At 70.2% G+C, this 24,623-nt stretch carries 23 protein-coding genes, 1 pseudogene and 1 riboswitch; of the genes and pseudogenes, 8 read left to right on the top strand and 16 right to left on the bottom strand.

Annotated features, from left to right (window positions below):
- Positions 1-279: 279 nt before the first annotated feature.
- The gene (locus ABEA26_RS25265) at positions 280-864 is read left to right on the top strand and encodes a hypothetical protein (RefSeq protein WP_345595644.1); all 585 of its coding nucleotides are present in this window, start codon (positions 280-282) and stop codon (positions 862-864) included.
- 274 nt (positions 865-1,138) lie between these two features.
- Entirely contained in the window at positions 1,139-1,342 is a 204-nt protein-coding gene (locus ABEA26_RS25270; protein ID WP_279563970.1) for a DUF5999 family protein, read from the top strand.
- Between the two features lie 141 nt (positions 1,343-1,483).
- Here the strand turns inward: ABEA26_RS25270 and ABEA26_RS25275 are convergent, their stop codons facing one another.
- The 5 genes and pseudogenes from ABEA26_RS25275 to ABEA26_RS25295 all read right to left on the bottom strand — a co-directional run.
- Entirely contained in the window at positions 1,484-2,152 is a 669-nt protein-coding gene (locus tag ABEA26_RS25275) for a potassium-transporting ATPase subunit C (RefSeq protein ID WP_345595645.1), read from the bottom strand.
- 5 nt (positions 2,153-2,157) lie between these two features.
- Positions 2,158-4,317, bottom strand: a complete 2,160-nt coding sequence (kdpB, locus tag ABEA26_RS25280; protein WP_345595646.1) for a potassium-transporting ATPase subunit KdpB — start codon at positions 4,315-4,317, stop codon at positions 2,158-2,160.
- Positions 4,317-5,978: a potassium-transporting ATPase subunit KdpA gene (kdpA, locus tag ABEA26_RS25285; RefSeq protein WP_345595647.1), complete on the bottom strand. Its 1,662-nt coding sequence runs from the start codon at positions 5,976-5,978 to the stop codon at positions 4,317-4,319. The genes kdpB and kdpA overlap by 1 nt, the downstream gene beginning before the upstream one ends.
- 7 nt (positions 5,979-5,985) lie before the next feature.
- Positions 5,986-6,075 carry a K(+)-transporting ATPase subunit F gene (kdpF, locus tag ABEA26_RS25290; RefSeq protein WP_016434100.1) on the bottom strand — a complete coding sequence of 30 codons (90 nt, stop codon included), beginning with the start codon at positions 6,073-6,075 and terminating at the stop codon, positions 5,986-5,988.
- Positions 6,076-6,363: 288 nt separating this feature from the next.
- Positions 6,364-6,489, bottom strand: a pseudogene (locus tag ABEA26_RS25295) (DUF1707 domain-containing protein); the annotation flags it as partial.
- 129 nt (positions 6,490-6,618) lie between these two features.
- Between ABEA26_RS25295 and ABEA26_RS25300 the strand changes: the two are divergent.
- The 5 genes from ABEA26_RS25300 to ABEA26_RS25320 all read left to right on the top strand — a co-directional run bounded on the left by ABEA26_RS25300 (position 6,619) and on the right by ABEA26_RS25320 (position 10,436).
- Positions 6,619-7,014, top strand: coding sequence for a TOBE domain-containing protein (locus tag ABEA26_RS25300; RefSeq protein WP_345595648.1), 396 nt, complete (start codon positions 6,619-6,621; stop codon positions 7,012-7,014).
- Positions 7,015-7,256: 242 nt separating this feature from the next.
- On the top strand, positions 7,257-8,081 hold the full coding sequence (gene modA, locus ABEA26_RS25305) for a molybdate ABC transporter substrate-binding protein (RefSeq protein WP_345595649.1): 825 nt from the start codon (positions 7,257-7,259) through the stop codon (positions 8,079-8,081).
- 41 nt (positions 8,082-8,122) lie between these two features.
- A complete protein-coding gene (gene modB, locus ABEA26_RS25310; protein ID WP_345595650.1) occupies positions 8,123-8,896 on the top strand; it encodes a molybdate ABC transporter permease subunit in 774 nt (257 codons plus the stop codon).
- Positions 8,893-9,990, top strand: a complete 1,098-nt coding sequence (locus ABEA26_RS25315; RefSeq protein ID WP_345595651.1) for an ABC transporter ATP-binding protein — start codon at positions 8,893-8,895, stop codon at positions 9,988-9,990. Before modB ends, ABEA26_RS25315 begins: the two co-directional genes overlap by 4 nt.
- 26 nt (positions 9,991-10,016) lie before the next feature.
- Complete coding sequence (locus tag ABEA26_RS25320) at positions 10,017-10,436, top strand: TOBE domain-containing protein (RefSeq protein WP_345595652.1); 420 nt, start codon at positions 10,017-10,019, stop codon at positions 10,434-10,436.
- A gap of 67 nt (positions 10,437-10,503) precedes the next feature.
- Here ABEA26_RS25320 and gcvP read toward each other — a convergent pair whose 3' ends face one another.
- A complete protein-coding gene (gcvP, locus tag ABEA26_RS25325; RefSeq protein WP_345595653.1) occupies positions 10,504-13,389 on the bottom strand; it encodes an aminomethyl-transferring glycine dehydrogenase in 2,886 nt (961 codons plus the stop codon).
- 177 nt (positions 13,390-13,566) lie between these two features.
- Positions 13,567-13,662: riboswitch (glycine riboswitch) on the bottom strand.
- A 136-nt stretch (positions 13,663-13,798) separates the two neighbouring features.
- Here gcvP and ABEA26_RS25330 point away from each other — a divergent pair.
- Entirely contained in the window at positions 13,799-14,176 is a 378-nt protein-coding gene (locus ABEA26_RS25330) for a PRC-barrel domain-containing protein (protein WP_345595654.1), read from the top strand.
- A gap of 93 nt (positions 14,177-14,269) precedes the next feature.
- Here ABEA26_RS25330 and ABEA26_RS25335 read toward each other — a convergent pair whose 3' ends face one another.
- The 10 genes from ABEA26_RS25335 to clsA form a co-directional block, all read right to left on the bottom strand.
- The gene (locus tag ABEA26_RS25335; protein ID WP_345595655.1) at positions 14,270-15,736 is read right to left on the bottom strand and encodes a DNA polymerase IV; all 1,467 of its coding nucleotides are present in this window, start codon (positions 15,734-15,736) and stop codon (positions 14,270-14,272) included.
- Positions 15,737-15,810: 74 nt separating this feature from the next.
- Positions 15,811-16,494 (bottom strand): MerR family transcriptional regulator, encoded by a 684-nt coding sequence (locus tag ABEA26_RS25340; RefSeq protein ID WP_345595656.1) that lies wholly within the window; start codon positions 16,492-16,494, stop codon positions 15,811-15,813.
- Between the two features lie 193 nt (positions 16,495-16,687).
- Positions 16,688-17,161 carry a bifunctional nuclease family protein gene (locus ABEA26_RS25345; RefSeq protein WP_345595657.1) on the bottom strand — a complete coding sequence of 158 codons (474 nt, stop codon included), beginning with the start codon at positions 17,159-17,161 and terminating at the stop codon, positions 16,688-16,690.
- A gap of 84 nt (positions 17,162-17,245) precedes the next feature.
- Positions 17,246-17,983: a transcriptional regulator FtsR gene (gene ftsR, locus ABEA26_RS25350; RefSeq protein ID WP_345595658.1), complete on the bottom strand. Its 738-nt coding sequence runs from the start codon at positions 17,981-17,983 to the stop codon at positions 17,246-17,248.
- A 42-nt stretch (positions 17,984-18,025) separates the two neighbouring features.
- Positions 18,026-18,985, bottom strand: a complete 960-nt coding sequence (locus ABEA26_RS25355) for a zinc-ribbon and FHA domain-containing protein (RefSeq protein WP_345595659.1) — start codon at positions 18,983-18,985, stop codon at positions 18,026-18,028.
- Between the two features lie 61 nt (positions 18,986-19,046).
- Complete coding sequence (locus ABEA26_RS25360) at positions 19,047-19,937, bottom strand: DUF881 domain-containing protein (protein ID WP_345595660.1); 891 nt, start codon at positions 19,935-19,937, stop codon at positions 19,047-19,049.
- A gap of 5 nt (positions 19,938-19,942) precedes the next feature.
- Complete coding sequence (locus ABEA26_RS25365; protein ID WP_003988855.1) at positions 19,943-20,275, bottom strand: small basic family protein; 333 nt, start codon at positions 20,273-20,275, stop codon at positions 19,943-19,945.
- Entirely contained in the window at positions 20,272-21,108 is an 837-nt protein-coding gene (locus ABEA26_RS25370; protein ID WP_345595661.1) for a DUF881 domain-containing protein, read from the bottom strand. Before ABEA26_RS25370 ends, ABEA26_RS25365 begins: the two co-directional genes overlap by 4 nt.
- A 166-nt stretch (positions 21,109-21,274) precedes the next feature.
- A complete protein-coding gene (locus ABEA26_RS25375; protein WP_345595662.1) occupies positions 21,275-23,770 on the bottom strand; it encodes a sugar phosphate nucleotidyltransferase in 2,496 nt (831 codons plus the stop codon).
- Positions 23,771-23,883: 113 nt separating this feature from the next.
- On the bottom strand, positions 23,884-24,492 hold the full coding sequence (gene clsA / locus ABEA26_RS25380; protein WP_189231095.1) for a cardiolipin synthase ClsA: 609 nt from the start codon (positions 24,490-24,492) through the stop codon (positions 23,884-23,886).
- Positions 24,493-24,623 lie beyond the last annotated feature (131 nt).

Consider the following 24,623-nt stretch of genomic DNA (forward strand, 5'->3'; position numbering starts at 1 on the left):
GATTCCCGCACATCGACGGCCGAATACAATCTTGTACGGGTTGCCGGAATCGGCTAGTCGAAACACAGTCTGAACACATGTCGTATAAACTCCGCGGACAAGGCAGATGACCGGCGCCCACGGTCGATGGATCCTGCCGTCGAGCTGACGCGCGGCAGGCCTCACCTATTTCTTGGTTCTCGGACCCCGGCCCCTGCCTCCCCAGCCCTGTGAGCTGACAGCGTCGTCCGCCCCGCTCCGCCCTCGCGCCACATGCCTTCGAATGAGAGGCGACCCATCATGCCCCTGCGTGTCCCCCCTGCCCCCGCGCCCGCCCTGCGCTCCGTCCTCACCGCCCTCTCCTCTCCCACCGCGGTCCGCGAGGCCCGGACTCCCTCCCTGCTCGGCGCCCAGGGACCCGTCACACCTGAACTTCCCCTGCCCGTGCACGTCCTGGACCGGATCACGGCAGAGGGGGTAACGGCGACGCGGCTGACCGGATGGCGGTTCCTCATCCGCTGCGGCGACCGGGCGGTGGCGGCGGCGGAGACCATGCTGACCCCCGACGGATGGGCGTTCTCGCACTTCTTCGAGGGCCCCTACGTCGCCTCGACCGAGCGTGCACTGCGTCAGGCCGAGTCGGTCCCCCAGAACTACCAGCCGCGCCTGCTGTCGGTCCCCGGGCTGTACATGCTCACGCTGTGGCTGCACGGCGACTGCGCGGCGGACGCCGCCACCGGGCACCCCGCGGCCACCGACCTGCTGGTGCCGCTGGCGCCGGCCCCTCCCGGCATCGCGGCCCACCGTCCGCACCGGGTCGCCGAGCTGCTGCCGGTCCTCACGCACCGGGTGACGCCGGCCCGGCTGCTGCGCTCCCCCGCCTGACCCGCACCGCTCACCCACCCGCGCGGACCAGCCCCGTCCGGCCATGCCGAACCACCCGAAATAACAGTGCAGTTGAGGTGAACCGTTCGCGCGGGTGAGGCGTCATCAACCTGTGAGAAGCGGTGCAGCAAAATACCTGCGGATCGAGGCCCGTGGGGCAACACTGGGTTCGGACCTACTTTCACAACGGGGGGCGGCCATGAACGACGCTTCACGCCGCGAGACAGCCAAGACAGCGAACACACCCGTCACAACAGACCGAGAGACCCCACTCATGTGTCAGCACCAACCGCCGTGTCCCTCGGTCGACTCCGCCGACCGGGAGTCCGCCCGTCTCGTGGCGCACCACCCGGAGCAGGGCTGGAGCCTGCTGTGCAACGGCGTGGTCCTCTTCGAGGACACCGGTGAGCTCCTGCCGGACGGTCGGGCCATCGCCCCGCACCGCCCTGTCGGGGCGGGTCTGATGACCGCCGCCTGAGCACCAGCCGGGCGGCGCGACGCCACTTTGCCCGGTGAACCATGGGGCCGGCCCGCAGGTACCTCTGCGAACCGGCCCCGACGCGTGTCCGGCGCCGGCGCTCCCGGTCAGCCGGCGCTCCCGGTCAGCCGGCGCTCCTGGTCAGCTCTTCGTCGCAAGCCCCTTGAGCGCGATGTTCAGTTCGAGGACGTTCACCCGCGGCTCGCCGATGAAGCCGAGGGTGCGGCCCTCCGCCTGCCGGTCGACGAGCCCCCGTACCTCCGCGACCGGCAGGCCGTTCTCCTGAGCCACCCGGGGTACCTGCAGTCCGGCGTAGCGTGGGGAGATGTGCGGGTCCAGCCCCGAGCCGGAGGAGGTCACGGCGTCGGCGGGGATGTCGGACCGCTCGACCGTGTGACCGGGCACCGAGTTGTCCTCGATGACGGCGGCCTGCGCCGCCCGCACCTGCTCGACCAGCTCCGGGTTGTCGGCGGCCAGGTTGGTGGCACCGGACAGGATCAGACGGTACTGGGTGTTGAGGGTGTTCTCCCCCAGGCCGTTGGCGGGGCGGCCCTGGAACCATTTCAGGTCCGGTTCCGGGGTCTCCTGCCCCGGTTCCAACGGCAGGTTGTACGACTGCCCGATCAGCGAGGAACCCACGACGCGGCCCTCCGCCGAGACCTGTGAGCCGTTCGCCTTGCCGTTGAACACGGCCTGGGCGACGCCCGTGACCACCAGGGGGTAGATGACGCCGGTCACCAGGGTCAGCACGAGGAGGGCGTGCAGGCCGGCCCCGAGCAACCGGACGGTGTTCGATACCGAGTTGTTCATGGCGGTCAACCGATTCCGGGGATGAGGGACAGAAGCATGTCGATGATCTTGATGCCGATGAAGGGGGCGATCAGTCCGCCGAGGCCGTAGACCGCGAGGTTGCGCCGGAGCATCCGGTCCGCGCTCATCGGCCTGTACCGCACGCCGCGCAGGGCGAGCGGCACCAGTACGACGATGATCAGCGCGTTGAAGACGACCGCCGACAGGATCGCGGAGTCCGGCGAGGACAGGCGCATGATGTTGAGCTTGTCCAGGCCGGGGTGGACCGCCGCGAACAGCGCCGGGATGATCGCGAAGTACTTGGCGACGTCGTTGGCGATGGAGAACGTGGTGAGCGCGCCCCTGGTGATGAGGAGCTGTTTGCCGATCTCGACGATCTCGATGAGCTTGGTCGGGTTGGAGTCGAGGTCGACCATGTTGCCGGCCTCCTTGGCGGCCGACGTGCCGGTGTTCATCGCCACCCCGACGTCGGCCTGCGCGAGCGCGGGCGCGTCGTTGGTGCCGTCGCCGGTCATCGCGACCAGCTTGCCGCCGGCCTGCTCCCGCTTGATCAGGGCCATCTTGTCCTCGGGCGTGGCCTCCGCGAGGAAGTCGTCGACGCCCGCCTCGTCGGCGATCGCCTTGGCCGTCAACGGGTTGTCGCCCGTGATCATGACGGTCCTGATGCCCATGCGCCGCAGCTCCTCGAACCGCTCCCGCATGCCCTGCTTGACGACGTCCTTCAGATGGATCACACCGAGGACGCGGGCTCCGTCGCCGTCCTCCACGGCGACCAACAGCGGCGTTCCGCCCGCCGCGGAGATGCCGTCGGCCAGGTGTTCCGTCTCCTCGGCGACCTGGCCTCCGCGCTCGCGCACCCAGGCCGTCACCGACCCGGCCGCGCCCTTGCGGATCCTCCGGCCGCCGACGTCGACGCCGGACATGCGGGTCTGCGCGGTGAACGTGACCCACTCGGCGCCGGTCAGCTCACCCCGGTGCCGCTCGCGCAGCCCGTACCTCTCCTTGGCGAGGACCACGACCGAGCGGCCCTCGGGCGTCTCGTCGGCCAGTGACGAGAGCTGGGCCGCGTCCGCCACCTGGGCCTCCGTCGTACCGCGCACCGGCGCGAACTCGGCCGCCTGCCGGTTGCCCAGCGTGATCGTGCCGGTCTTGTCCAGCAGCAGCGTGGAGACGTCGCCGGCGGCTTCCACGGCGCGCCCCGACATGGCCAGTACGTTGCGCTGGACCAGACGGTCCATCCCCGCGATGCCGATCGCGGAGAGCAGGGCGCCGATGGTGGTCGGGATCAGGCAGACCAGCAGCGCCACCAGCACGACCAGCGTCAGTCGGGTGCCCGCGTAGTCGGCGAAGGGCGTCAGCGTGGCGCAGGCCAGCAGGAAGACGATAGTCAGCGACGCCAGCAGGATGTTCAGCGCGATCTCGTTCGGCGTCTTCTGCCGTGCCGCGCCCTCGACCAGGTTGATCATCCGGTCGATGAAGGTCTCGCCCGGCTTCGCGGTGATCCGGACGACGACGCGGTCGGAGAGGACCTTCGTCCCGCCGGTGACGGCGCTGCGGTCACCGCCCGACTCGCGGATGACGGGCGCCGACTCGCCGGTGATGGCCGACTCGTCGACCGAGGCGACGCCCTCGACGACGTCGCCGTCACCGGGGATGACGTCCCCGGCCTCGCAGACCACCAGGTCACCGACGCCCAGCTCGGTACCGGGGACCGTACTCCCGTCGACCCGGCGGGCGACCGTGTCGGTCTTGGCCTTGCGCAGCGTGTCGGCCTGCGCCTTGCCCCGGCCCTCGGCGACCGCCTCCGCCAGGTTGGCGAAGAACACGGTCAGCCAGAGCCAGACGCTGATGGTCCAGCCGAACCAGTCCCCCGGGTCCGTGAAGGAGAAGGCGGTGGTCAGCACCGAGCCGATCCACACCACGAACATCACGGGCGACTTGACCATCACCCGCGGATCGAGCTTGCGGAACGCCTCGGGCACCGACCGGGCCGGCTGCGCCGGTGCGAAGAGCCCCTGGCCGCCACGCCCCCCGGGAGAGAGCCGACCTGTGGGTACGTCGCCGTGCGGCGCCCGGCTCCTGGTGGCCGCGGAAGGGGGTGTGGGAGTGGCTGCGGAAGGTGCTGTGGACATGGAGTCCTCGTGCTTCGGTATACGAGTGGTCATCACGCCAGCCCTTCCGCCAGCGGGCCCAGGGCCAGCGCCGGGAAGTAGGTGAGACCGACGATGATCAGGATGGCGCCGACCAGCAGGCCGGTGAACAGCGGCTTCTCGGTGCGCAGGGTGCCCGCGGTGGCCGGCACCGGCTGCTGCCCGGCCAGCGAACCGGCCAGAGCCAGGACGAACACCATCGGCAGGAAGCGGCCGAGCAGCAACGCGAGCCCGGTCGTGGTGTTGAACCAGTCGGTGTTCGCGTTCAGACCGGCGAAGGCCGAGCCGTTGTTGTTCGCGGCGGAGGTGAAGGCGTACAGCACCTCGGAGAAGCCGTGGGCGCCGGGGTTGAGCATCGAGTCCGGCGGGGTCGGCAGGGCCATCGACAGCGAGGTGAACACCAGCACCAGCGCCGGAGTGATCAGAATGGAGACGGCCGCCAGCTTGATCTCGCGGGGGCCGATCTTCTTGCCGAGGTACTCCGGCGTGCGCCCGACCATGAGCCCCGCGACGAAGACCGCGATGATCGCCATGATCAGCATGCCGTAGAGCCCGGAACCGACCCCGCCGGGCGCGATCTCGCCCAGCATCATGCCCAGCATCGTGATGCCGCCGCCGAACCCGGTGTACGACGCGTGGAAGGAGTCGACGGCACCGGTGGAGGTGAGCGTGGTGGTCACCGCGAAGATCGACGAGCCGCCGACCCCGAAGCGCAGTTCCTTGCCCTCCATGGCACCGCCGGCCGCCTGCAGGGCGGAACCCTGGTGGGCGAACTCGGTCCACATCATCAGGGCGACGAAGCCGACCCAGAAGGTGGCCATGGTGGCGAGGATCGCGTAGCCCTGACGCACCGAGCCGACCATGACGCCGAAGGTCCGGGTCAGCGAGACCGGGATGAGCAGGATCAGGAAGATCTCGAACAGGTTGGTGAACGGCGTCGGGTTCTCGAACGGGTGGGCGCTGTTGGCGTTGAAGTAGCCGCCGCCGTTGGTGCCCAGCTCCTTGATGACCTCCTGCGAGGCGACCGCGCCGCCGTTCCACTGCTGTGAGCCGCCCGCGAACTGCCCGACCTCGTGGATGCCGGAGAAGTTCTGGATGACTCCGCCGGCGACCAGCACCAGCGCGCCGACGACGGCCAGCGGCACCAGCACACGGGTGACGCCGCGCACCAGGTCCGACCAGAAGTTGCCCAGCTCGCCGGTGCGGGCGCGGGCGAAGCCCCGGACGAGGGCGACGGCCACGGCCATGCCGACCGCCGCCGAGACGAAGTTCTGCACGGCCAGACCGGCGGTCTGTACGACGTGCCCCATCGTCTGCTCGCCGGAGTACGACTGCCAGTTCGTGTTGGCCACGAAGGACGCCGCGGTGTTGAAGGCCTGCGCGGGCGCCACGGAGTCGAAACCGAGCGAGCCCGGCAGGACGCCCTGGACGCGCTGGAGCAGGTAGAGGAAGAGGACGCCGGCGAGGGAGAAGGCCAGCACGCCGCGCAGATACGCCGTCCAGCGCATCTCCGTGTCCGGACGGGCACCGATGCCCTTGTAGATCCACTTCTCGACCCGCAGGTGCTCGGGAGAGGAGTAGACCCGGGCCATGTAGTTGCCCAGGGGTGCGTGCACGATCGCCAGTGCGCCGATGAGGGCCAGCAGTTGGAGGACGCCGGCGGTTACGGGACCCATGTGGCTCTCAGAACCTCTCCGGGAAGATCAGGGCGAGGACGAGATAGCCCAGCAGGGCGACGGCCACGACCAGGCCGACGATGTTCTCGGCGGTCACAGCTTCGTCACCCCCTTGGCGACGAGAGCCACCAGCGCGAAGACCGCGATCGTGGTGACGACGAAGGCCAGATCGGCCATCGTGAGCTCCTGGAGTGAGGTTCGGTTGCGACTTGGACGCTTCGAGCAAACCCCTCACCCGACCGGATGCGACCACTGTTGACGGGTCCCATACGGCGGTCTGTCCCCCTTTGACGGATCCCTTACGGTCTCAGGGCGGAGCGCGCGGGAGCCGCGCGCCGGCACGTCGGCTCCGTGGCCCTGATCGACAACCCGGCCCTGTGGCGGTCAGTTCCTCGGCGGTCAGCCGGCCGTCCCCGGCGGCGCCGCTCAGTACGCCCACGACCCGGTCCCGGTCCGCGTGCGAGGCCCGGAGGCCGGGCGACTCGCCGACTCGCGCGGGCAACGCCGTCATCGCTCCACCCCGATCTCCCCGGGTGCCACGCGGGCACCCCCCACGCCTGGAGCTCACGCCATATCGCGTCATACCCAACGGCCAACCCCACGTCCACCGTTTCCCCTCCCGCGGCCTATCGTGACCGGCATGCAGTCCTACACGATCGGCCAGGCGGCACGGCTGCTCGGCGTCAGCCCGGACACCGCGCGCCGCTGGGCCGACGCGGGCCGGATCATCACCCACCGCGACGAGGGTGGACGTCGGCTCGTCGACGGGCGCGACCTGGCCGCGTTCTCGGTCGGCCTCGCCCGCTCCGAGGGCGCGGGCGAGGAGACCCCCTACACCTCCGCCCGCAACGCCTTCCCCGGGATCGTGACCGCGATCAAGCTCGGCGACGTCGCCGCCCAGGTCGAGATCCAGGCCGGTCCGCACCGGCTCGTCTCCCTGCTGACCCGGGAGGCGGTGGAGGAACTCGGCCTGGAGGTGGGCGTGGAGGCCACCGCCCGAGTGAAGTCGACCAATGTACATATCGACAGGACGTGACCGACCGGCGAGGACATGACCCGACTCGCCAGGACACACCCTGACGGCTGCATGCCCGTACGAACGCACATGCCAGCCATTACTCATCCATGGCTTGCTCATGCGATGCGACAGCAGACTTTCCCCTCGCAGATGCGGAAGTATGATCGGCGCAAGGGGGAGCCCGCCGTGCGCAGGACCACCCGGTTCGGATGCCGGGCCCGTCGGACTCCCGCCCCCGTACGCAGAGGGAGTGGCCCGAGATGACCCGTTCCGTGCGCAGGACCCGCCGCATCCGCCGGACCCTGCGGGTGACCGGTGCGGGCGCCGCCGCGCTGCTGGCCCTGAGCGCGTGCTCGTCGTCCTCCGGATCGGACTCCGCCGGATCCTCGACGTCCTCCTCCGGGAAGGTCTCCGGCCAGGTCACCGTCTTCGCCGCCGCCTCCCTCGAGGGGAGCTTCACGGCGCTCGGCGAGACGTTCGAGAAGCGGCACCCGGGTACCGAGGTCACCTTCAACTTCGCCGGCAGCGACACCCTCGCCGCCAGCATCACCAGCGGCGCCCCGGCGGACGTCTTCGCCTCCGCCAGCCCGAAGACGATGGCGACCGTCACCGACGCCGGGGCCACGGCCGGCCGGCCGTCGACCTTCGTACGGAACCAGCTGGAGATCGCCACCCTGGCGGGCAACCCCGACGGGATCTCCTCCCTGAAGGACCTCACCGAACCAGGCCTCAAGGTCGTGCTGTGCGACAAGGCCGTGCCGTGCGGCGCCGCGGCGCGGAAGGCGCTGACGGTCGGCGGTCTCGAGCTCACCCCCGTCTCGTACGAGCAGGACGTCAAGGCCGCCCTGACCAAGGTGGAGCTGAAGGAGGCCGACGCCGCCGTCGTGTACAGGACCGATGTGAAGGCGGCCGGTGACAAGGTGACGGGCGTGGACTTCCCCGAGTCGGCCGACGCCGTCAACGACTACCCGATCACCCTGCTCAAGGAGGCTCCCAACGCCGGCGCGGCGAAGGCCTTCATCGACCTGGTGAAGTCCGCCGAGGGGCAACGGGTGCTGACCGGGGCCGGGTTCCGCACGCCGTGAGGAAGCGCGACGTACCCAACGTACCCAGGACGGGCGCCCGCATGGTGCCGGTCCCCCTGCTGGTACCCGCCCTCGTCGGCCTGGCGTTCCTGCTGCTGCCGCTGATCGCCCTCCTGGTACGTGCGCCGTGGAGCGGCCTGCCCGACCAGCTGGCCAGCCCGGAGGTGTGGCAGGCCCTCCGGCTGTCGCTGCTGTGCGCCACGTCGGCGACCGCGCTGAGCCTGGTCGTCGGTGTGCCGCTGGCCTGGCTGCTGGCCCGCACGGAGTTCCCCGGCCGCGGCTTCGTACGGGCCCTGGTCACACTGCCCCTCGTACTGCCCCCGGTGGTGGGTGGCGTGGCCCTCCTGCTGGCGTTCGGGCGCAACGGCGTCGTCGGACAGTGGCTGGACGCCTGGTTCGGGATCACACTGCCGTTCACGACGACGGGTGTGATCCTCGCGGAGACGTTCGTGGCGATGCCGTTCCTGGTGATCAGCGTGGAGGGCACCCTGCGCGCCGCCGACCCGCGCTTCGAGGAGGCCGCCACGACCCTGGGCGCCTCCCGTTTCACCGCGTTCCGCCGGGTCACGCTGCCGCTGATCGCACCGGGCGTCGCGGCGGGCGCCGTCCTGGCGTGGGCTCGGGCACTGGGCGAGTTCGGGGCGACGATCACCTTCGCGGGCAACTTCCCGGGCCGGACCCAGACCATGCCGCTGGCGGTGTATCTCGCCCTGCAGAACGACCCGGCGGCGGCGATCGCCCTCAGCCTGGTGCTCCTGGCCGTCTCCATCGCCGTACTCGCCGGTCTCCGGGACCGCTGGATGAGGGCATCATGACCGACACCGACGAACCGCCCACCGCCGCGGAACCCACCGGCGGGCACACTCCCGGCACCGGCCTCGACGCCCGGCTGGTCGTGGACCGCGGCACCTTCCACCTGGACGTCGCGCTGACCGCCGCTCCCGGCGACGTCGTCGCCCTGCTGGGCCCCAACGGCGCCGGGAAGACCACCGCGCTGCGCGCGCTCGCGGGCCTCGTCCCGCTCGCCGGCGGCCATCTGCGCCTCGACGGTGCCGCCCTGGACCGTACGCCGCCCGAGTACCGCCCGGTCGGCGTGGTCTTCCAGGACTACCTGCTCTTCCCGCACCTGACCGCGCTCGACAACGTGGCCTTCGGGCCGCGCTGCCGGGGCGCGAGCAAGACCGAGGCCCGGGCGCTGGCCGCCGGGTGGCTGGACCGCATGGGCCTGGCCGACCACACGGGGGCCAGGCCGCGTCGCCTCTCCGGCGGCCAGGCACAGCGCGTCGCGCTCGCCCGCGCCCTGGCGACCAACCCCCGGCTGCTGCTCCTGGACGAGCCCCTGGCCGCACTGGACGCCCGGACGCGCCTGGAGGTCCGCGCCCAGCTCCGCCGCCACCTGGCCGGGTTCGAGGCCGTGGCCGTGCTGGTCACGCACGACCCGCTGGACGCCATGGTGCTGGCCGACCGGCTGGTCGTCGTGGAGCACGGCGGGGTCGTCCAGGAAGGCGGCCCCGCCGACATCGCCCGCCGGCCCCGCACGGACTACATCGCCCAGCTGGTCGGCCTGAATCTTTACCGCGGCCGGGCCGACGGCCACACCGTGCGGCTCGACGCCGGCCCCGCCATCACCACCACCGAGGATCTCTCCGGCCCGGTCTTCGTGGCCTTCCCGCCGAGCGCCGTGACCCTGTACGGGGAGCGCCCCACCGGCTCCAGCGCCCGCAACCTGTGGCGCTGCGAGGTCGCGGGCCTGGAGACCCACGGTGACCAGATCCGCGTGGACCTCACGGGCGGACTACCGCTCGCCGCCGACCTGACCGCGGTCGCGGCGGCCGAGCTCGGTCTCCACCCGGGCGCGCCGGTGTGGGCGACGGTCAAGGCGACGCAGACACACGCATACCCGGCATGACACCTCCGCCGGGCTACGGTGCCCCCATGAGCCTGAGCATCCGCAACCAGCTCCCCGGCACCGTCACCGCCGTCACCCCGGGCAAGGCCATGGCGACGGTCCGGGTCCGCCTCGTCGGCGGCCAGGACCTGACCGCGGCGATCACCCGGGACGCCGCCGACGATCTGGGGCTGTCCGTCGGCACCGCCGTCCGCGCCCTGGTGAAGTCGACGGAGGTGTCCGTGGCGACCGGCCGCGTCGAAGGCCTGTCCATCCGCAACCGGCTGCCCGGTACGGTCACCGCCCTCACCGCGGGCGACGCGATGGCCTCCGTCGGGATCGCCGTGGAGGGCGCCGAGCTCACCGCCGCGATCACCAGGGAGGCCGCCGACGACCTGGGACTGGCCGTCGGCGTTCCCGTCGTCGCGCTGGTCAAGTCGACGGAGGTGTCTCTCGCGACCGCGTGAGACACGGGAGAGGCTCCGTGCGGGACCAGGACGGTCCCGCACGGAGCCTCTCCCTTACGCGGCCGGCTCAGTCCTCGTACGCTTCCAGCGGCGGGCAGGAGCAGACCAGGTTCCGGTCACCGAAGGCCTGGTCGATCCGGCGCACCGGCGGCCAGTACTTGTCGGCGGCGGACACACCGGCCGGAAAGACGGCCTCCTCGCGCGTGTACGCGTGGTCCCACTCGCCACCCAGCGCACCGGCGGTGTGCGGGGCACCCCGCAGCGGGTTGTCGTCCGCGGACCAGGCGCCGGAGCCGACCTTCTCGATCTCCGCGCGGATGGCGATCATCGCCTCGCAGAACCGGTCCAGCTCGGCCAGGTCCTCGGACTCGGTCGGCTCGATCATCAGTGTGCCGGCCACCGGGAACGACATCGTCGGCGCGTGGAAGCCGTAGTCGATCAGCCGCTTGGCGACGTCGTCGACGCTCACGCCGGTCGCCTTGGTCAGCGGGCGCAGGTCGATGATGCACTCGTGGGCGACCAGCCCGCCCGGGCCGTTGTACAGCACCGGGAAGTGCGGCTCCAGGCGCTTGGCGATGTAGTTGGCGGACAGCACGGCCACCTGCGTGGCGCGCTTGAGTCCCTCGCCGCCCATCAGCCGGACGTACGACCACGAGATCGGCAGGATGCCTGCCGAGCCCCACGGCGCCGCCGAGATCGGGCCGACGCCCGTCCGCGGACCCGCCGCGGGCTGCAGCGGGTGGTTGGGCAGGTACGGCGCCAGGTGCGACCGTACGGCCACGGGGCCGACGCCGGGACCGCCGCCGCCGTGCGGGATGCAGAAGGTCTTGTGCAGGTTCAGGTGCGAGACGTCGCCGCCGAAGTGGCCCGGCTTGGCGAGACCCACCAGGGCGTTGAGGTTGGCGCCGTCCACGTAGACCTGGCCGCCGGCGTCGTGCACCCGGGCGCAGATGTCGGCGACGTGCTCTTCGAAGACGCCGTGCGTGGAGGGGTACGTGATCATCAGCACGGACAGCTCGTCGCGGTGCTTCTCGATCTTGGCGCGCAGGTCCTCGACGTCGATCTCGCCGTCCTCGGCGGTCTTGACGACGACGACCTTCATCCCGGCCATGACCGCGCTCGCCGCGTTGGTGCCGTGGGCGGAGGACGGGATGAGGCAGACGGTGCGCTGCTCGTCGCCGTTGGCACGGTGGTAGGCGCGTACGGCCAGCAGGCCGGCGAACTCGCCCTGCGACCCGGCATTGGGCTGGAGCGAGACCTTGTCGTACCCGGTGACCTCGGCGAGCCGCTCCTCCAGCTCACGGATGAGCGTGAGGTAGCCCTGCGCCTGCTCGGCCGGCGCGAAGGGGTGCAACTGCCCGAACTCGGACCAGGTGACCGGCTCCATCTCGGTGGTCGCGTTGAGCTTCATCGTGCAGGATCCCAGCGGGATCATGCCGCGGTCCAGCGCGTAGTCGCGGTCCGCGAGGCGGCGCAGGTAGCGCAGCATCGCGGTTTCGGAGCGGTGCTGGTGGAAGACCGGGTGGGTCAGGAAGTCGTCGCTGCGCAGCAGCGCCTCGGGGAGCGTCTCCTCGGTCGCCGCGTCCAGCGCCTCGATGTCTCCCTCGACGCCGAAGGCGTTCCACACGCCGCCGACCTGGGCACGCGTGGTGGTCTCGTCGCAGGCGAACGACAGGTGGTCGTCGTCGACGAGCCACAGGTTGATGCCGTTCTCACGGGCGGCGTGGACGATCTCGGCGGCCCGGCCGGGCACACGGGCGGTGACCGTGTCGAAGTAGGCGCCGTGGACGACCTCGACGCCGCCGGCCGCGAGCCCCGCCGCGATGACGGTGGCGTACCGGTGCGTGCGCCGCGCGATCGCCCGCAGCCCCTCGGGGCCGTGGTAAACGGCGTACATGCCGGCCATGACGGCGAGCAGCACCTGCGCGGTGCAGATGTTGCTGGTGGCCTTCTCACGGCGGATGTGCTGCTCGCGGGTCTGCAGGGCGAGGCGGTAGGCCCTGTTGCCGTCGGCGTCCACGGAGACGCCGACGAGACGGCCGGGCAGGCTGCGCGCGAACTTCTCGTGCACCGCCATGTAGCCGGCGTGCGGCCCGCCGAAGCCCATCGGCACGCCGAAGCGCTGCGTGGTGCCGATGGCGATGTCCGCGCCCAGCTCGCCGGGCGAGGTGAGCAGCGTGAGGGCGAGCAGGTCGGCGGCGACGGTGACGAGGGCGCCGAGCTCGTGCGCCCGGTCGACGACCGGCTTGATGTCGCGGACGGCACCGGAAGCGCCCGGGTACTGGACCAGGACGCCGTTGATCTCCCGCTCCGCGATCTCGGCGGGGATGCCCTCGCTCAGGTCGGCGACGACGACCTCGACGCCGGTCGGCTCCGCACGGGTCTGTATCACGGCGACGGTCTGCGGCAGGGTGTCCGCGTCGACCAGGAACAGGCCCTTCTTGTTCTTGCCCATGCGCCGGGAAAGCGCCATCGCCTCGGCGGCGGCGGTGCTCTCGTCGAGCAGCGAGGCACCGGAGGTGGGCAGGCCGGTGAGCTCGGCGACCATCGTCTGGAAGTTCAGCAGGGCCTCGAGACGGCCCTGGGAGATCTCCGGCTGGTAGGGCGTGTACGCCGTGTACCAGGACGGGTTCTCCATGACGTTGCGCAGGACGACCGGCGGGGTGAAGGTGCCGTAGTAGCCGAGGCCGATCATGGAGTCGAGGACCTGGTTGCGGTCGGCCAGTGAGCGCAGCTCGGCCAGCACCTCGGCCTCGGAGCGCGCGCCGGGCAGGTCCAGCGCGTCGGCGTTCTTGATCACATCCGGCACCGCGGCGGCCGTCAGCTCGTCGAGCGAACCGTAACCGACCTGCGCGAGCATCTTGGCCCGGGCCTCGTGGTCGGGGCCGATGTGGCGCTGCTCGAACGGTGCTGCCTGTTCGAGTTCGGAGAGCGGGGTGCGGTGGGCGGTCATTGCGGAGGCCTCCTGGTCTGACGACCTTCGAGGGGCACCACGGCGCGGGTACCCGGACGGCCTCCCCCTCTGTCATCTCAACCTGAGAGCTTCACCGGGGGAGCCCGAGGGCTTTCCCGGCTTTCACCGTCGGTGAGGGCGGAGGCCGTTGACACCCGCCCTGCTTTCCAGAGTGACCTCGTCCGTGCGGTACGTGAGCCTGAGAGATTCCGGGGAGGATTTGCTCCTTCGGCGCCTCCGGTGGTGTCCGGAGGACTCTCCCGCGCGGGGTCAGCAGCCGTTTGCCAGCGTACCAGCGAGGCCGCCGCACAGGTTTCGAGTGGCCGACCCGCCACATGTGCTCTTTTGTAGTACTTACGGATGATTCGGCGGCTGGTGTGCGAGCCCAGTGCGACCAATGGAGGGCCCCGTGCGTACCGACATCGACCCGCGCAATCTGATCGGCCGCAAGGCGTTCGACCGCGACGGCACCCGCATCGGCACTGTCGACGAGGTCTATCTCGACGACGCCACCGGCGTCCCCGAGTGGGCGGCCATACGCACGGGCCTGTTCAGCAGGGACGCCTTCGTGCCCCTGGAGCCGAGCGAGCTGGTCGACGGCACTCTGCGCGTGCCCTTCGACCGGGCCCTGATCAAGGAGGCCCCCGACTTCGGCGTCGGCCGCCATCTCTCGCCGGAACAGGAACTCCAGCTCTACCACCACTACGGCCTCGACGTGGCCGCTCCTCCCCCGCTCCCCGACCACGACTTCGGCAAGCTGGCGGGCCATGGCAAGGAGGAGAGCTGACGGTCCCGGCCTACCGGACGGTTCACGGCGCGGACGCGGGCTCCGGCCGCCCTCCACGCTGCCGTGACCGGCACTGATGCAGGAGGCGTCACCTCAGGCCCTGGTCGGGGGCAGCCGGACGGGACCCGCCGGTCCGGTTTTCGCGTCGCTGTCCGGGCCGGTCTCCGCAGCGGTGTCCGAGCCGGCCTCCGCGCGCGCCTGCCCGGTGCCCCCGGGTCTTCGCGGCGCGGGCGGGACCAGCGGCAGCGGATCCGCCGGCGTCAGTTCCGGGTCGTCCACCAGGAAGGTGCGTACCCGCCCGGTCCGCGAGTACGGCGTCTCGAACCGCACGGTGACCCTCCCCAGCCCACTGCCCTGCACCCACCCGTGCCCGTACTGGGCGTGCCGCACGTCGTGCCCCGACGGCCACCGGCGCTCGGCGGGCGCCGGCCGGTGCTCCTCGACCGGCTCCGCCTCGGGCTCCTCGGCCGACTCGTCGGCCCGGTCCCCCGCCGCCTGCGCGAACAGGTCCTCCTGCGTGTAGTCGGCGAGCCCGCTGACGCCGACCCCGAGCAGTCGCACGCCACCGGTGGTGTCCACCGAGTCCAGCAGCCTGGCCGCGGCCTCCCGCACCACCCCCGGATCGTCCGTGGGCCCGCGCAGGGTCTCGGAGCGCGTCAGCGTGGAGAAGTCGTACCTGCGCACCTTGAGCACGATGGTGCGCCCGGACAGCCCGGACCCGCGCAACCGCCTCACACACCGGTCGGCCAGCCGCCCGACTTCGACACCGACCCGCAGACGATCGTGGATGTCCACGTCATAGGTGTCCTCGACGGACACCGACTTGGTCTCCCGCTCGGCCACCACGGGGCGCTCGTCACGAGCCAGGGCCATGGCGTACAGGGCGTGCCCGTGCGCCTTGCCCAGCAGCCGTACGAGCTCGTCCTCCCCCGCCTCGGCGATCTCACCGACCGTGGCGATCCCGGCCCGGCGCAGATGGTCGCCCGTCGCCGGGCCCACGCCGGGCAGCGTCCGCACGGTCATCGGCTCCAGCATGGCCCGCTCCGTCCCCGGCGGGATCAGGACCAGCCCGTCCGGTTTGGCCTCCTCCGAGGCGATCTTGGCGAGCATCTTGGAGGCGGCCAGGCCCACGGACCCGGTGAGGCCGGTGACCGCGCGTATGTCCGTGCGCAGCTTCGCCCCGGCCAGCCGGGCCGATTCAGCGTCCCGGGCCGTCCCGCCGGCCTCCAGGTCCACGAAGGCCTCGTCCAGACTCAGCGGCTCCACCAGTGGCGACAGCTCTCGCAGCAGCCGCATCACCTGCTCGCTGATCGAACGGTAGAGCTCGAAGCGCGGGACGAGGTACGCCGCGTTGGGTGCGAGCCGCCGGGCCTGGCCCATGGGCATCGCCGAGTGCACGCCGAAGACCCGCGCCTCGTAGGAGCAGGTGGCGACCACCCCGCGCGGTCCGAGCCCGCCCACGACGACGGCCTTGCCGCGCAGACTCGGCTTGGATGCCTGCTCCACCGAGGCGAAGAAGGCATCCATGTCGAGATGCAGGATCGTGGGCGTGGTTCTCACATCTCCGATGCTGCCCTACGCCACTGACAACGCCCCGCCCGACCGGCCTGCCCCGCCGCCCGCCTGCGGCGGTGTCAGACGGCCCGGTTGCGTCGCCTCGCCAGTTCGTCCGCCGGATTGTGCCCGACCAGGGTCTCCCCCGTGTCGATCCGCTCCCCGTGCAGCTGGGACAGCGCGCTCTCGACGTCCCGCCACACGACGCCGACGGCGATGCCGAAGATGCCCTGACCGCCCTGGAGCAGGGCGTGCACCTCGTCGGGCGAGGTGCACTCGTAGACAGTGGCGCCGTCACTCATCAGCGTCATCCGCTCCAGGTCACGAAAGCCGCGCTCCCCGAGATGCTGGACGGCGGTACGGATGTTCTGCAGTGACACCCCGGTGTCGAGGAAACGCTTGACGATCTTCAGCACGACCACGTCGCGGAAGCTGTACAGACGCTGCGTCCCGGATCCGTGCGCGGGCCGCACGGAGGGCTCGACGAGGCCCGTGCGGGCCCAGTAGTCGAGCTGCCGATAGGTGATACCGGCGGCCGCGCAGGCCGTCGGCCCGCGATAGCCGATCTGCTCGGACGCCATGGACGTCGCCCCTCCGCTGCTCGGCACGGCAGCCGATCGCTGCGGAGCGGGATCGACCGCGCCACCGTGTTGGGGATACCCCCCGCCCGCGCGGAGCCGAGAGTTCGGGGGAGGGTACGGACCGCTTGCCCCAAGGCTGTGCCCGGGGCCTCCCCCAGCCGTACCGTCGCCGCTGATTCTCACGCCGACCTCCGTCCTTGACCTGCCTCCTCGACGGTAGGCAGTCACCAAGGGTGCGTCAACGATCGCCACACTCGGCACGCCGAGTGATAATCACCCTACGAGTGGTTTCCCGTGCCCAACCGCGGGGAAAGGCTAGCCGAATGTGCCCGAAAGGGGGCTGTACGCCGCCCCGGACCGCCGCGGCCCGCGCGTGTCACTGGTTGCTGCTCCCGAAGTCCTCGGGCGAGATCTGGTCGAGGAACTCGCGGAACTTCTCGACCTCGTCCTCCTGCTCGTCCGGAATGGCGATGCCGGCGTCGTCGAGCACGGTGTCGCTGCCGTAGATCGGTGTTCCGGTGCGCAGGGCCAGCGCTATGGCGTCGGACGGCCTGGCGCTCACCTCGACGCCGCTCGCGAAGACCAGCTCGGCGTAGAAGACACCGTCACGCAGGTCGGTGATGCGTACTTCGGTGAGCTCCTGGCCGACGGCTTCCAGCACGTCCTTGAACAGATCGTGGGTCAGCGGCCGTGCGGGAGCCATGCCCTGCTGGGCGAAGGCGATCGCCGTCGCCTCCCCCGGCCCGATCCAGATGGGGAGGTAGCGGTCGCCTCCCATCTCGCGCAGCAGCACGATCGGCTGGTTGGAGGGCATCTCGACCCGGACACCTACGACATCGAGCTCGTTCACACAGCAACCCTAGGCCGTGCCCGGGACCTTTGGGTAGTCGGGCCGGTATCGGGTGGGCGATCCGGGCCTCGCGGACGGGCCGTCTCAGGGCAGCCGCACACCGAGGGCGGTCTGCACCAGTGCCGCGTGCAGCTTCACCGCCAGCCCCGCCAGCTCCTTGGTACGGGCTTCCGCGTGGGCCCTGGTCTGGGGGTTGCGGTGGCGCTTCAGCGGCGCCACCACCTGGTCCACGAGCCCGGCCTCCCGGTCGGCGGCGGCCTTCATCACCCGCAGGTGCCGCGGCTCGATCCCGAACTTCCCCAGCTGGACCACCAGCGACGCCACGGTGACCACCTCGGCGTCGTACGCCCCGTCGGGCAGCGGAGCGAGAAGCCCGTACGACTCCCACTCCTTCAGCTCCTGGTCACCGATTCCGGCCGCGGTCAGCAGCTCGTCCCGCCCGATCCGGGTCATCACAGGACCTTCGGCGGGCTCCGGCGCAGGCTCCCCGTCCCGCTGCCGTGCCAGTGCCGGCAGCGGGAGGGCCTCGCCACGCTCCATGGCGTCCAGGTGCTCGCGGATCACCTTCAGTGGCAGATAGTGGTCCCGCTGCATACGCAGCACCTGGCCGAGGCGCTCGACGTCGTGGGCACTGAACTTTCGGTACCCGGCGGGGGTCCGCCGTGGCTCCACGAGGCCCTCCGACTCCAGGAAACGGATCTTGGAGATGGTGATGTCGGGGAACTCGTCACGCAGCGCGTTCAGCACCGCGCCGATGCTCATCAGCCCACTGTCCGTGACGGCGGTGCCGTGCCCGGCACTGCCGCTCGGTGTTTGAAGCATGGACCTTCCCTGGAGGTTCCCCGGGCGAGAGCCCGGGGGCGGTCAGTAACCCCGCTGGCTCGCGTAGAAGACCAGCCGGTACTTGCCGATCTGTACCTCGTCACCATTCGACAGGGCGACCTGGTCGATGCGTTCGCGGTTGACGTACGTGCCGTTCAGGCTGCCGACGTCGGCCACCGTGAACGAACCGTCCGGACCGCGGCGGAACTCCACGTGCCGGCGCGAGACCGTCACGTCGTCCAGGAAGATGTCGCTCTGCGGATGACGCCCGGCAGTGGTCAGCTCGCCGTCCAGCAGGAAGCGGCTGCCCGAGTTCGGACCGCGGCGCACGACGAGGAGCGCGGAACCGAGCGGCAACGCGTCGACGGCCGCCTGCGCCTCGGGAGAGAGCGCGGGAATCGCCGTCTGGCCGGTCACCTCGGCGTCGTACGCCTCCAGGCCGGAGATGGAGATCGTGGAAGTCGTCTCGGACGCACGCTCCGGAACCGCCCCTGCACGCAGCGGCGCGCCGCAGTTGGAGCAGAAGCGGCTGTTCTCCGCGTTGCGGTTACCGCACCTCGTACACACCAGGGCCGACATGGACGGATCCTCCTGCCGCGGCTGCCCCGCCGGGGCGTTCGACGCGTACGGACCGGGGGTGAACCCTCCACCCGTACTCGAGGCTGACGGCTGGCCGAAACCTATGCCGCCGGACTGCGCAGGGTCAACAGACGGCGCGCCCTGACCACCGGAAACGTCACCGCCCGGACCAGCAACCTGGTCCCGGAACATCGGGCGCCCGCCCTCCGCGTCAGGCTGTGCCCGATGGCGAGCGGTCGCGTTCTCGCGGCCCTCTCGCGCGCTCTTGCCGAACAACTTCGCAAACAACTTCACGGGCGATTCCCCTTGACCGAAACAGACCCGCCCGTGGGGCAGGACGAACCCTGACTGAACGTACTGGCCGACCCGGACACCTTCACAACGTCCGTCTCCACCAGACAGTTTCCACCACGCACCACCCAATCGGTGCGCCGACCCCCCGCAACCTCATGCCCTCGCCGGACGCCGCCCATGCACCCCCGGTTCACTCGGAGGACGACCGAGCGTAGTCAGGCCGCTTCGCCGCTCGCAAGGCGTCCACGACGATCTTGCTCGACCGCTCAACAGTAACGGTGGCCTGTTCCTTCTCCAGAGTCTGCACCACACCTCCAGGAATGTTGAGAGCCGGTTCGAGGTCCTGCGGCTTGCCGATGACCTGGAAACGATAGGGCGCGTTGATCTTGTTCCCGTCGACGCTCACGGTCTTGTCGGAGTCCGTGAGGTACGTCCCGGCGACGACCCGTACACCGTTCACCTGGATCGCCTCCGCACCCGCCGCGCGCAGCTCCTGGATCGCGTCGAGCAGCATGTCCGCCTCGACCGCTCCCTTCGTGTCGTCGATCGTCACCGTGATGCCGGGCCCCTGCGCGGCCACGGTGCCCGCGAGAATGCCGAGTTGCCGCTCCTTCTCGAGCGTCTGCCTGCGGGCCTCCTCTGCCTGGTCGGAGCTGTTCTCCAGCTCGTCGCGCTGCTTCTCGAGGCCCTGCTTCTCGTCTTCAAGACGCTGAGTACGGTCGTCCAGTTCATCGAGGATGCGGACGAGATCCTCCTGCCGGGCTCCGCGCAGCGCGCTGTCACCTTCGCTGTTCGACGCCACCTGGACGGCCAGGCCGAACCCGAGGCCGAACAGGAGCAGGGCGACGATGAGTTGGGCCCTGGTCAGACGCGGCGGCCACAGTCCTTTGACGAGCCGCTGCCGGCCGGTCAGCCCGGACCGCGGCCCGGGCTCCCGCTCCTGGGTCTTTCCCTCCTCTGCGTCGGCGGCCGGGGCATCCTCGGCGGTGGCATCGGCGCCCAGGGTCTTCGCCGACGGCGGCACCTCTTCGGGCAGCTCCTTGCGCAGCCTGTGCCCGCTCTGCTCGTTCTGGTCGTTCATCCGCCTCACGCCCGGAAGACGTGGCGTCGGATCGCCGCGGCGTTGGAGAAGATGCGGATGCCGAGGACGACCACCACACCGGTGGACAGCTGCGCTCCGACGCCCAACTTGTCGCCGAGAAACACGATCAGCGCGGCCACGACCACGTTCGACAGGAACGACACCACGAAGACCTTGTCGTCGAAGATGCCGTCGAGCATGGCCCGCAGGCCGCCGAAGACGGCGTCGAGCGCCGCCACGACGGCGATCGGCAGGTAGGGCTCCACGACTGCCGGCACCTCGGGCCGGACCAACAGGCCGGCCACGACTCCCACCACGAGGCCCAGTACGGCGATCACGATGTGCCCTTCTCGGTTATCGGCTGTGCTGTACGTACGATCACACTCGTGGCGGCCGGCAACTTGAGATCGTCCGCCGCGGAGATGGCTGTCCGGATGCCGTAGTTCTCCTGCAGGACATGCAGGTAGACCCCATCGGCACTGTCCTGGAACCGGGTGCTGAGCCGCTCGCCGTCCCCGACCGCGAGCACCGTGTACGGCGGCACCAGCGGCCTGTTGTCGACCAGTATCGCGTCACCCGCGGCCCTGATCGCCGACAGCGCTGTCAGGCGCTGTCCGTTGATGGAGATCGCCTCCGCCCCCGACTCCCACAGCCCGTTGACCACGCGCTGCATGTCCCGGTCCCGGACCCGGCCCGTGTCGGAGAACCCGGAGGTGCCTCGCGGCTGCCCGTCACCTCCGGCGCCCGCGTCCTTGGCATCGTTCACCACGAGCTTCACACCCGGGCCGTGCACCTCGACCGCGCCCGACAGGATACCCATCAGATCGGAACGCCCGCTGTCGCCGTTCTTCTCGAGCGCCTCACGCTGCCGCCCGCTCACGTCCTCGCGCAGCTTGTCGACGCTCTCCTCCAGCTTGTCGGCCGCCGAGGTCTCCCCCTCGATGCGGTCGATGAGCTCTTCGCGTTCCTTGGCGACGGCGGGCGCCGCGACCCGTGCCTGAGCCGCGCCGACCGTCACTACCAGGGCCGCCAGCACCAGCCCGGCGGCCAGCCCCAGCTTGGCCCGGAGGGTCTTGGGTATTCCGCCGGTGCCCTCGGCCTTCTTCCGCGCGGCGGCCTCGGCGTATCCGTCGTCGAGGCTGTGGTCCATGACGTTGGTGAGCAAGGACATGGACGCGTCCGGGCGCGCGGGCCGCGTGAATGTGCTCCGAACGGGGGGTTGCTGCGGCATGCCGCACATCGTCGCACGCCACGCACACTACCTCCGAATGGCCCCACCGGCGTGCCGGACAGGCCCCCTTGGGGACACTTGTCCGGCACGCACGCCTGCGGTGTGTCTACCGGCCCGCGCTGTCCACCACCGCGGACCACTCGTCGAGCAGCGCCTGCGCGGAGGCGTCGTCGGGCCCCTCGGCCCACAGATGGGTGACCGCCTCGGCCGGGTCGGGCAACACCATCACCCAGCGTCCGTCGGTCTCCACCACCCGCACCCCGTCCGTGGTGTCCACGGAACGGTCTCCGGCCGCCTCGACGACCCGCCGCATCACCAGCCCCTTCACCGCCCACGGAGTGGCCAGGTCACGCCTCAGGACGTGCGCCCTCGGGATGCGCGCATCGATCTGGCTCAGCGTGAGCTGCGTCCGCGCCACCAGCCCGATGAGCCGGACGAAGGCCGCCGTACCGTCGTAGACGCTGCTGAACTCCGGGACGATGAAGCCGCCCTTGCCGTCACCACCGAAGATCGCACCTTCCTCGCCCCCGACCCGCGTCAGGTCGTCGGGAGACGTGGTCGTCCACTCGACCTGGGTACCGTGGTACGCCGCCACCTGCTCGGCGATCCTGGTGGTCGTCACAGGCAGCGCGACCCGGCCACTGCGCCGCTCCGCCGCGATCAGGTCGAGCATCACCAGCAGAGCCCGGTCGTCCTCGATGATGCGGCCCTTCTCGTCGACCAGCGACAGCCGCTCACCCACCGGGTCGAACCGCACACCGAACGCCGCACGCGAGGACGCCACGATCTCCCCGAGGCGCACCAACCCCGACCGCCGCATGTCGGCCGACTCGGTCGGCCTGGACTCGTCGAGCCCCGGGTTGATGGTCAGCGAGTCGACGCCCAGCTTCCCGAGCAGACTGGGCAGAACCAGCCCCGAGCTGCCGTTGGAGGCGTCGACGACCACCTTGAGGCCCGACTCGGCGATTCCCGTGATGTCGATGTTGCGCAACAGCGACCCGGTGTACGAGTCGAACACGCTGGACGGGAAGTGCAGGTCCCCGATCTCTCCGGGAAACGCACGCCGGTACTCCTGCCGTGCGAACACCCGGTCCAGTTTCCGCTGGCTACCCTGGGACAGGTCGGCACCCTGGCCGTCGAAGAACATGATGTCCACGGAGTCCGGCACCCCGGGCGTGGTCCGGATCATGATTCCGCCGGCGCTGCCCCGCGCGGTCTGCTGCCGCGCCACGGGCAGCGGTACGTTCTCCAGGTCCCGTACGTCGATGGCACTGGCCTGCAGCGCGGAGATCACCGCCCGTTTCAGCGCACGGGCCCCGCGGGAGTGGTCGCGGGCCGTGGTGACGGTGGACCCCTTCTTCAGCGTGGTCGCGTAGGCACCGGCCAGCCGGACTGCCAGCTCCGGCGTGATCTCCACGTTCAGGATGCCGGACACTCCGCGGGCGCCGAAGAGGTGCGCCTGGCCCCGGGACTCCCAGATGACCGAGGTGTTGACGAAGGCACCTGCCTCGATGGTCTTGAACGGGTAGACCCTGACGTTGCCCTGGATGATCGATTCTTCGCCGACCAGACACTCGTCGCCGATGACCGCGCCGTCCTCGATCCGCGCGGCGCGCATGATGTCGGTGTTCTTGCCGACAACGCAGCCCCGCAGGTTGCTGTGCGGCCCGACGTACACGTTGTCGGCCACGACGGCCTTGTGCAGGAAGGCACCGGTCTTGACGACGACGTTGGAGCCGACGACCGTGTGTTCCCGGATTTCGGCGCCGGCCTCGACCTTGGCGTAGTCGCCGATGTAAAGAGGCCCTCGGAGCACGGCGTCGGGATGCACCTCGGCGCCTTCGGCCACCCAGACGCCGGGCGAGATCTCGAAGCCGTCGATGTCGACGTCGACTTTGCGCTCCAGTACGTCCGCCTGGGCCTTCACATAGCTCTCGTGGGTGCCGACGTCCTCCCAGTAGCCCTCGGCGATGTAGCCGTAGACGGGCTTGCCTTCCTTCATCAGCTGCGGGAAGACATCGCCGGACCAGTCGACGGGCACGTCGGGGTCGACGTAGTCGAAGACCTCGGGCTCCATGACGTAGATGCCGGTGTTCACGGTGTCCGAGAAGACCTGGCCCCAGGTCGGCTTCTCCAGGAAGCGCTCGACCTTGCCCTCTTCGTCGACGATGGTGATGCCGAATTCCAGGGGGTTGGGCACGCGTGTCAGACACACGGTGACGAGCGCGCCCTTCTCCTTGTGGAAGTTGATCAGATCGGTGAGGTCGAAGTCCGTCAGGGCATCGCCGGAAATGACGAGGAAGGCATCGTCCTTCAACGCCTCCTCGGCGTTCTTGACGCTTCCGGCGGTACCGAGTGGCTTCTCCTCATTGGCATAGGAGAGCTCCATTCCGAGCTCTTCTCCGTCACCGAAGTAGTTCTTGACCAGTGAGGCCAGGAACTGGACGGTGACGACGGTCTCATTGAGCCCATGCCTTTTGAGCAGCCGCAGAACGTGCTCCATGATCGGCCGGTTGGCCACCGGCAGCAGCGGCTTGGGCATGCTCGAGGTCATGGGACGAAGGCGTGTGCCTTCGCCTCCAGCCATCACGACGGCCTTCATGTCGGAAGCGTCCTCCTCTACGAGACGACGGATTGACCGACTTCACCCGTCCAGCGTCCCGCACTTTCGCAGTCGAAGCCATCCGGCCGCTGGGGGACGCACAATCGGCGGGTTCAATCGGCCATGGTGTCCGCACGGACCAAGCGGCGGACCTGCACCACGTAAAGGACACCTGCCCACCAGTACAGGGTTGTACCCCAACCGGCGAACGCCCATCCGAAAACAGCGGCGAGTGACGCGATCCATCCGCTTCCGTCGCTGAGCAGGAGCAGTGGGAAGGCGTACATGAGGTTGAAGGTGGCTGCCTTCCCCAGGAAGTTCACCTGCGGCGGCGGATAGCCGTGACGTCGGAGGATGCCCACCATCACCAGCAGGACCGCTTCCCGGGCAAGCAGTACAAGGGTCAACCAGAGCGGGAGAATCTCGCGCCAGGTGAGGCCCACCAGAGTGGACAGAATGTAAAGCCGGTCGGCCGCGGGGTCCAGGAGCCGGCCGAGGCTACTGATCTGGTTCCAGCGCCGTGCGAGCTTCCCGTCCAGGTAGTCGCTGACTCCGCTCAGGGCCAGCACCAACAGCGCCCAGCCGTCGCTCTCCGGGCCGCCGAACTCGGGCCTGAGGATCAGCCACAAGAAGAGCGGCACGCCGGCGAGGCGCGCCATGCTGAGGATGTTCGGAATGGTGAGGACCCGGTCAGTCTGCACGCGGGTCTCCTGGACCTCCACGCGGGGGCCTCCTGAGGGAAACGAGCCAATGATGCTCACTGACCTTACCTCAACGCAAAAAAGCTCTGGCTCTCGGGCTGTGTGCCCAAGAGCCAGAGCTCTAAAAGGAGTTCGGCGGCGTCCTACTCTCC

Source organism: Streptomyces marokkonensis (assembly GCF_039539045.1).
Lineage (GTDB): Bacteria > Actinomycetota > Actinomycetes > Streptomycetales > Streptomycetaceae > Streptomyces > Streptomyces marokkonensis.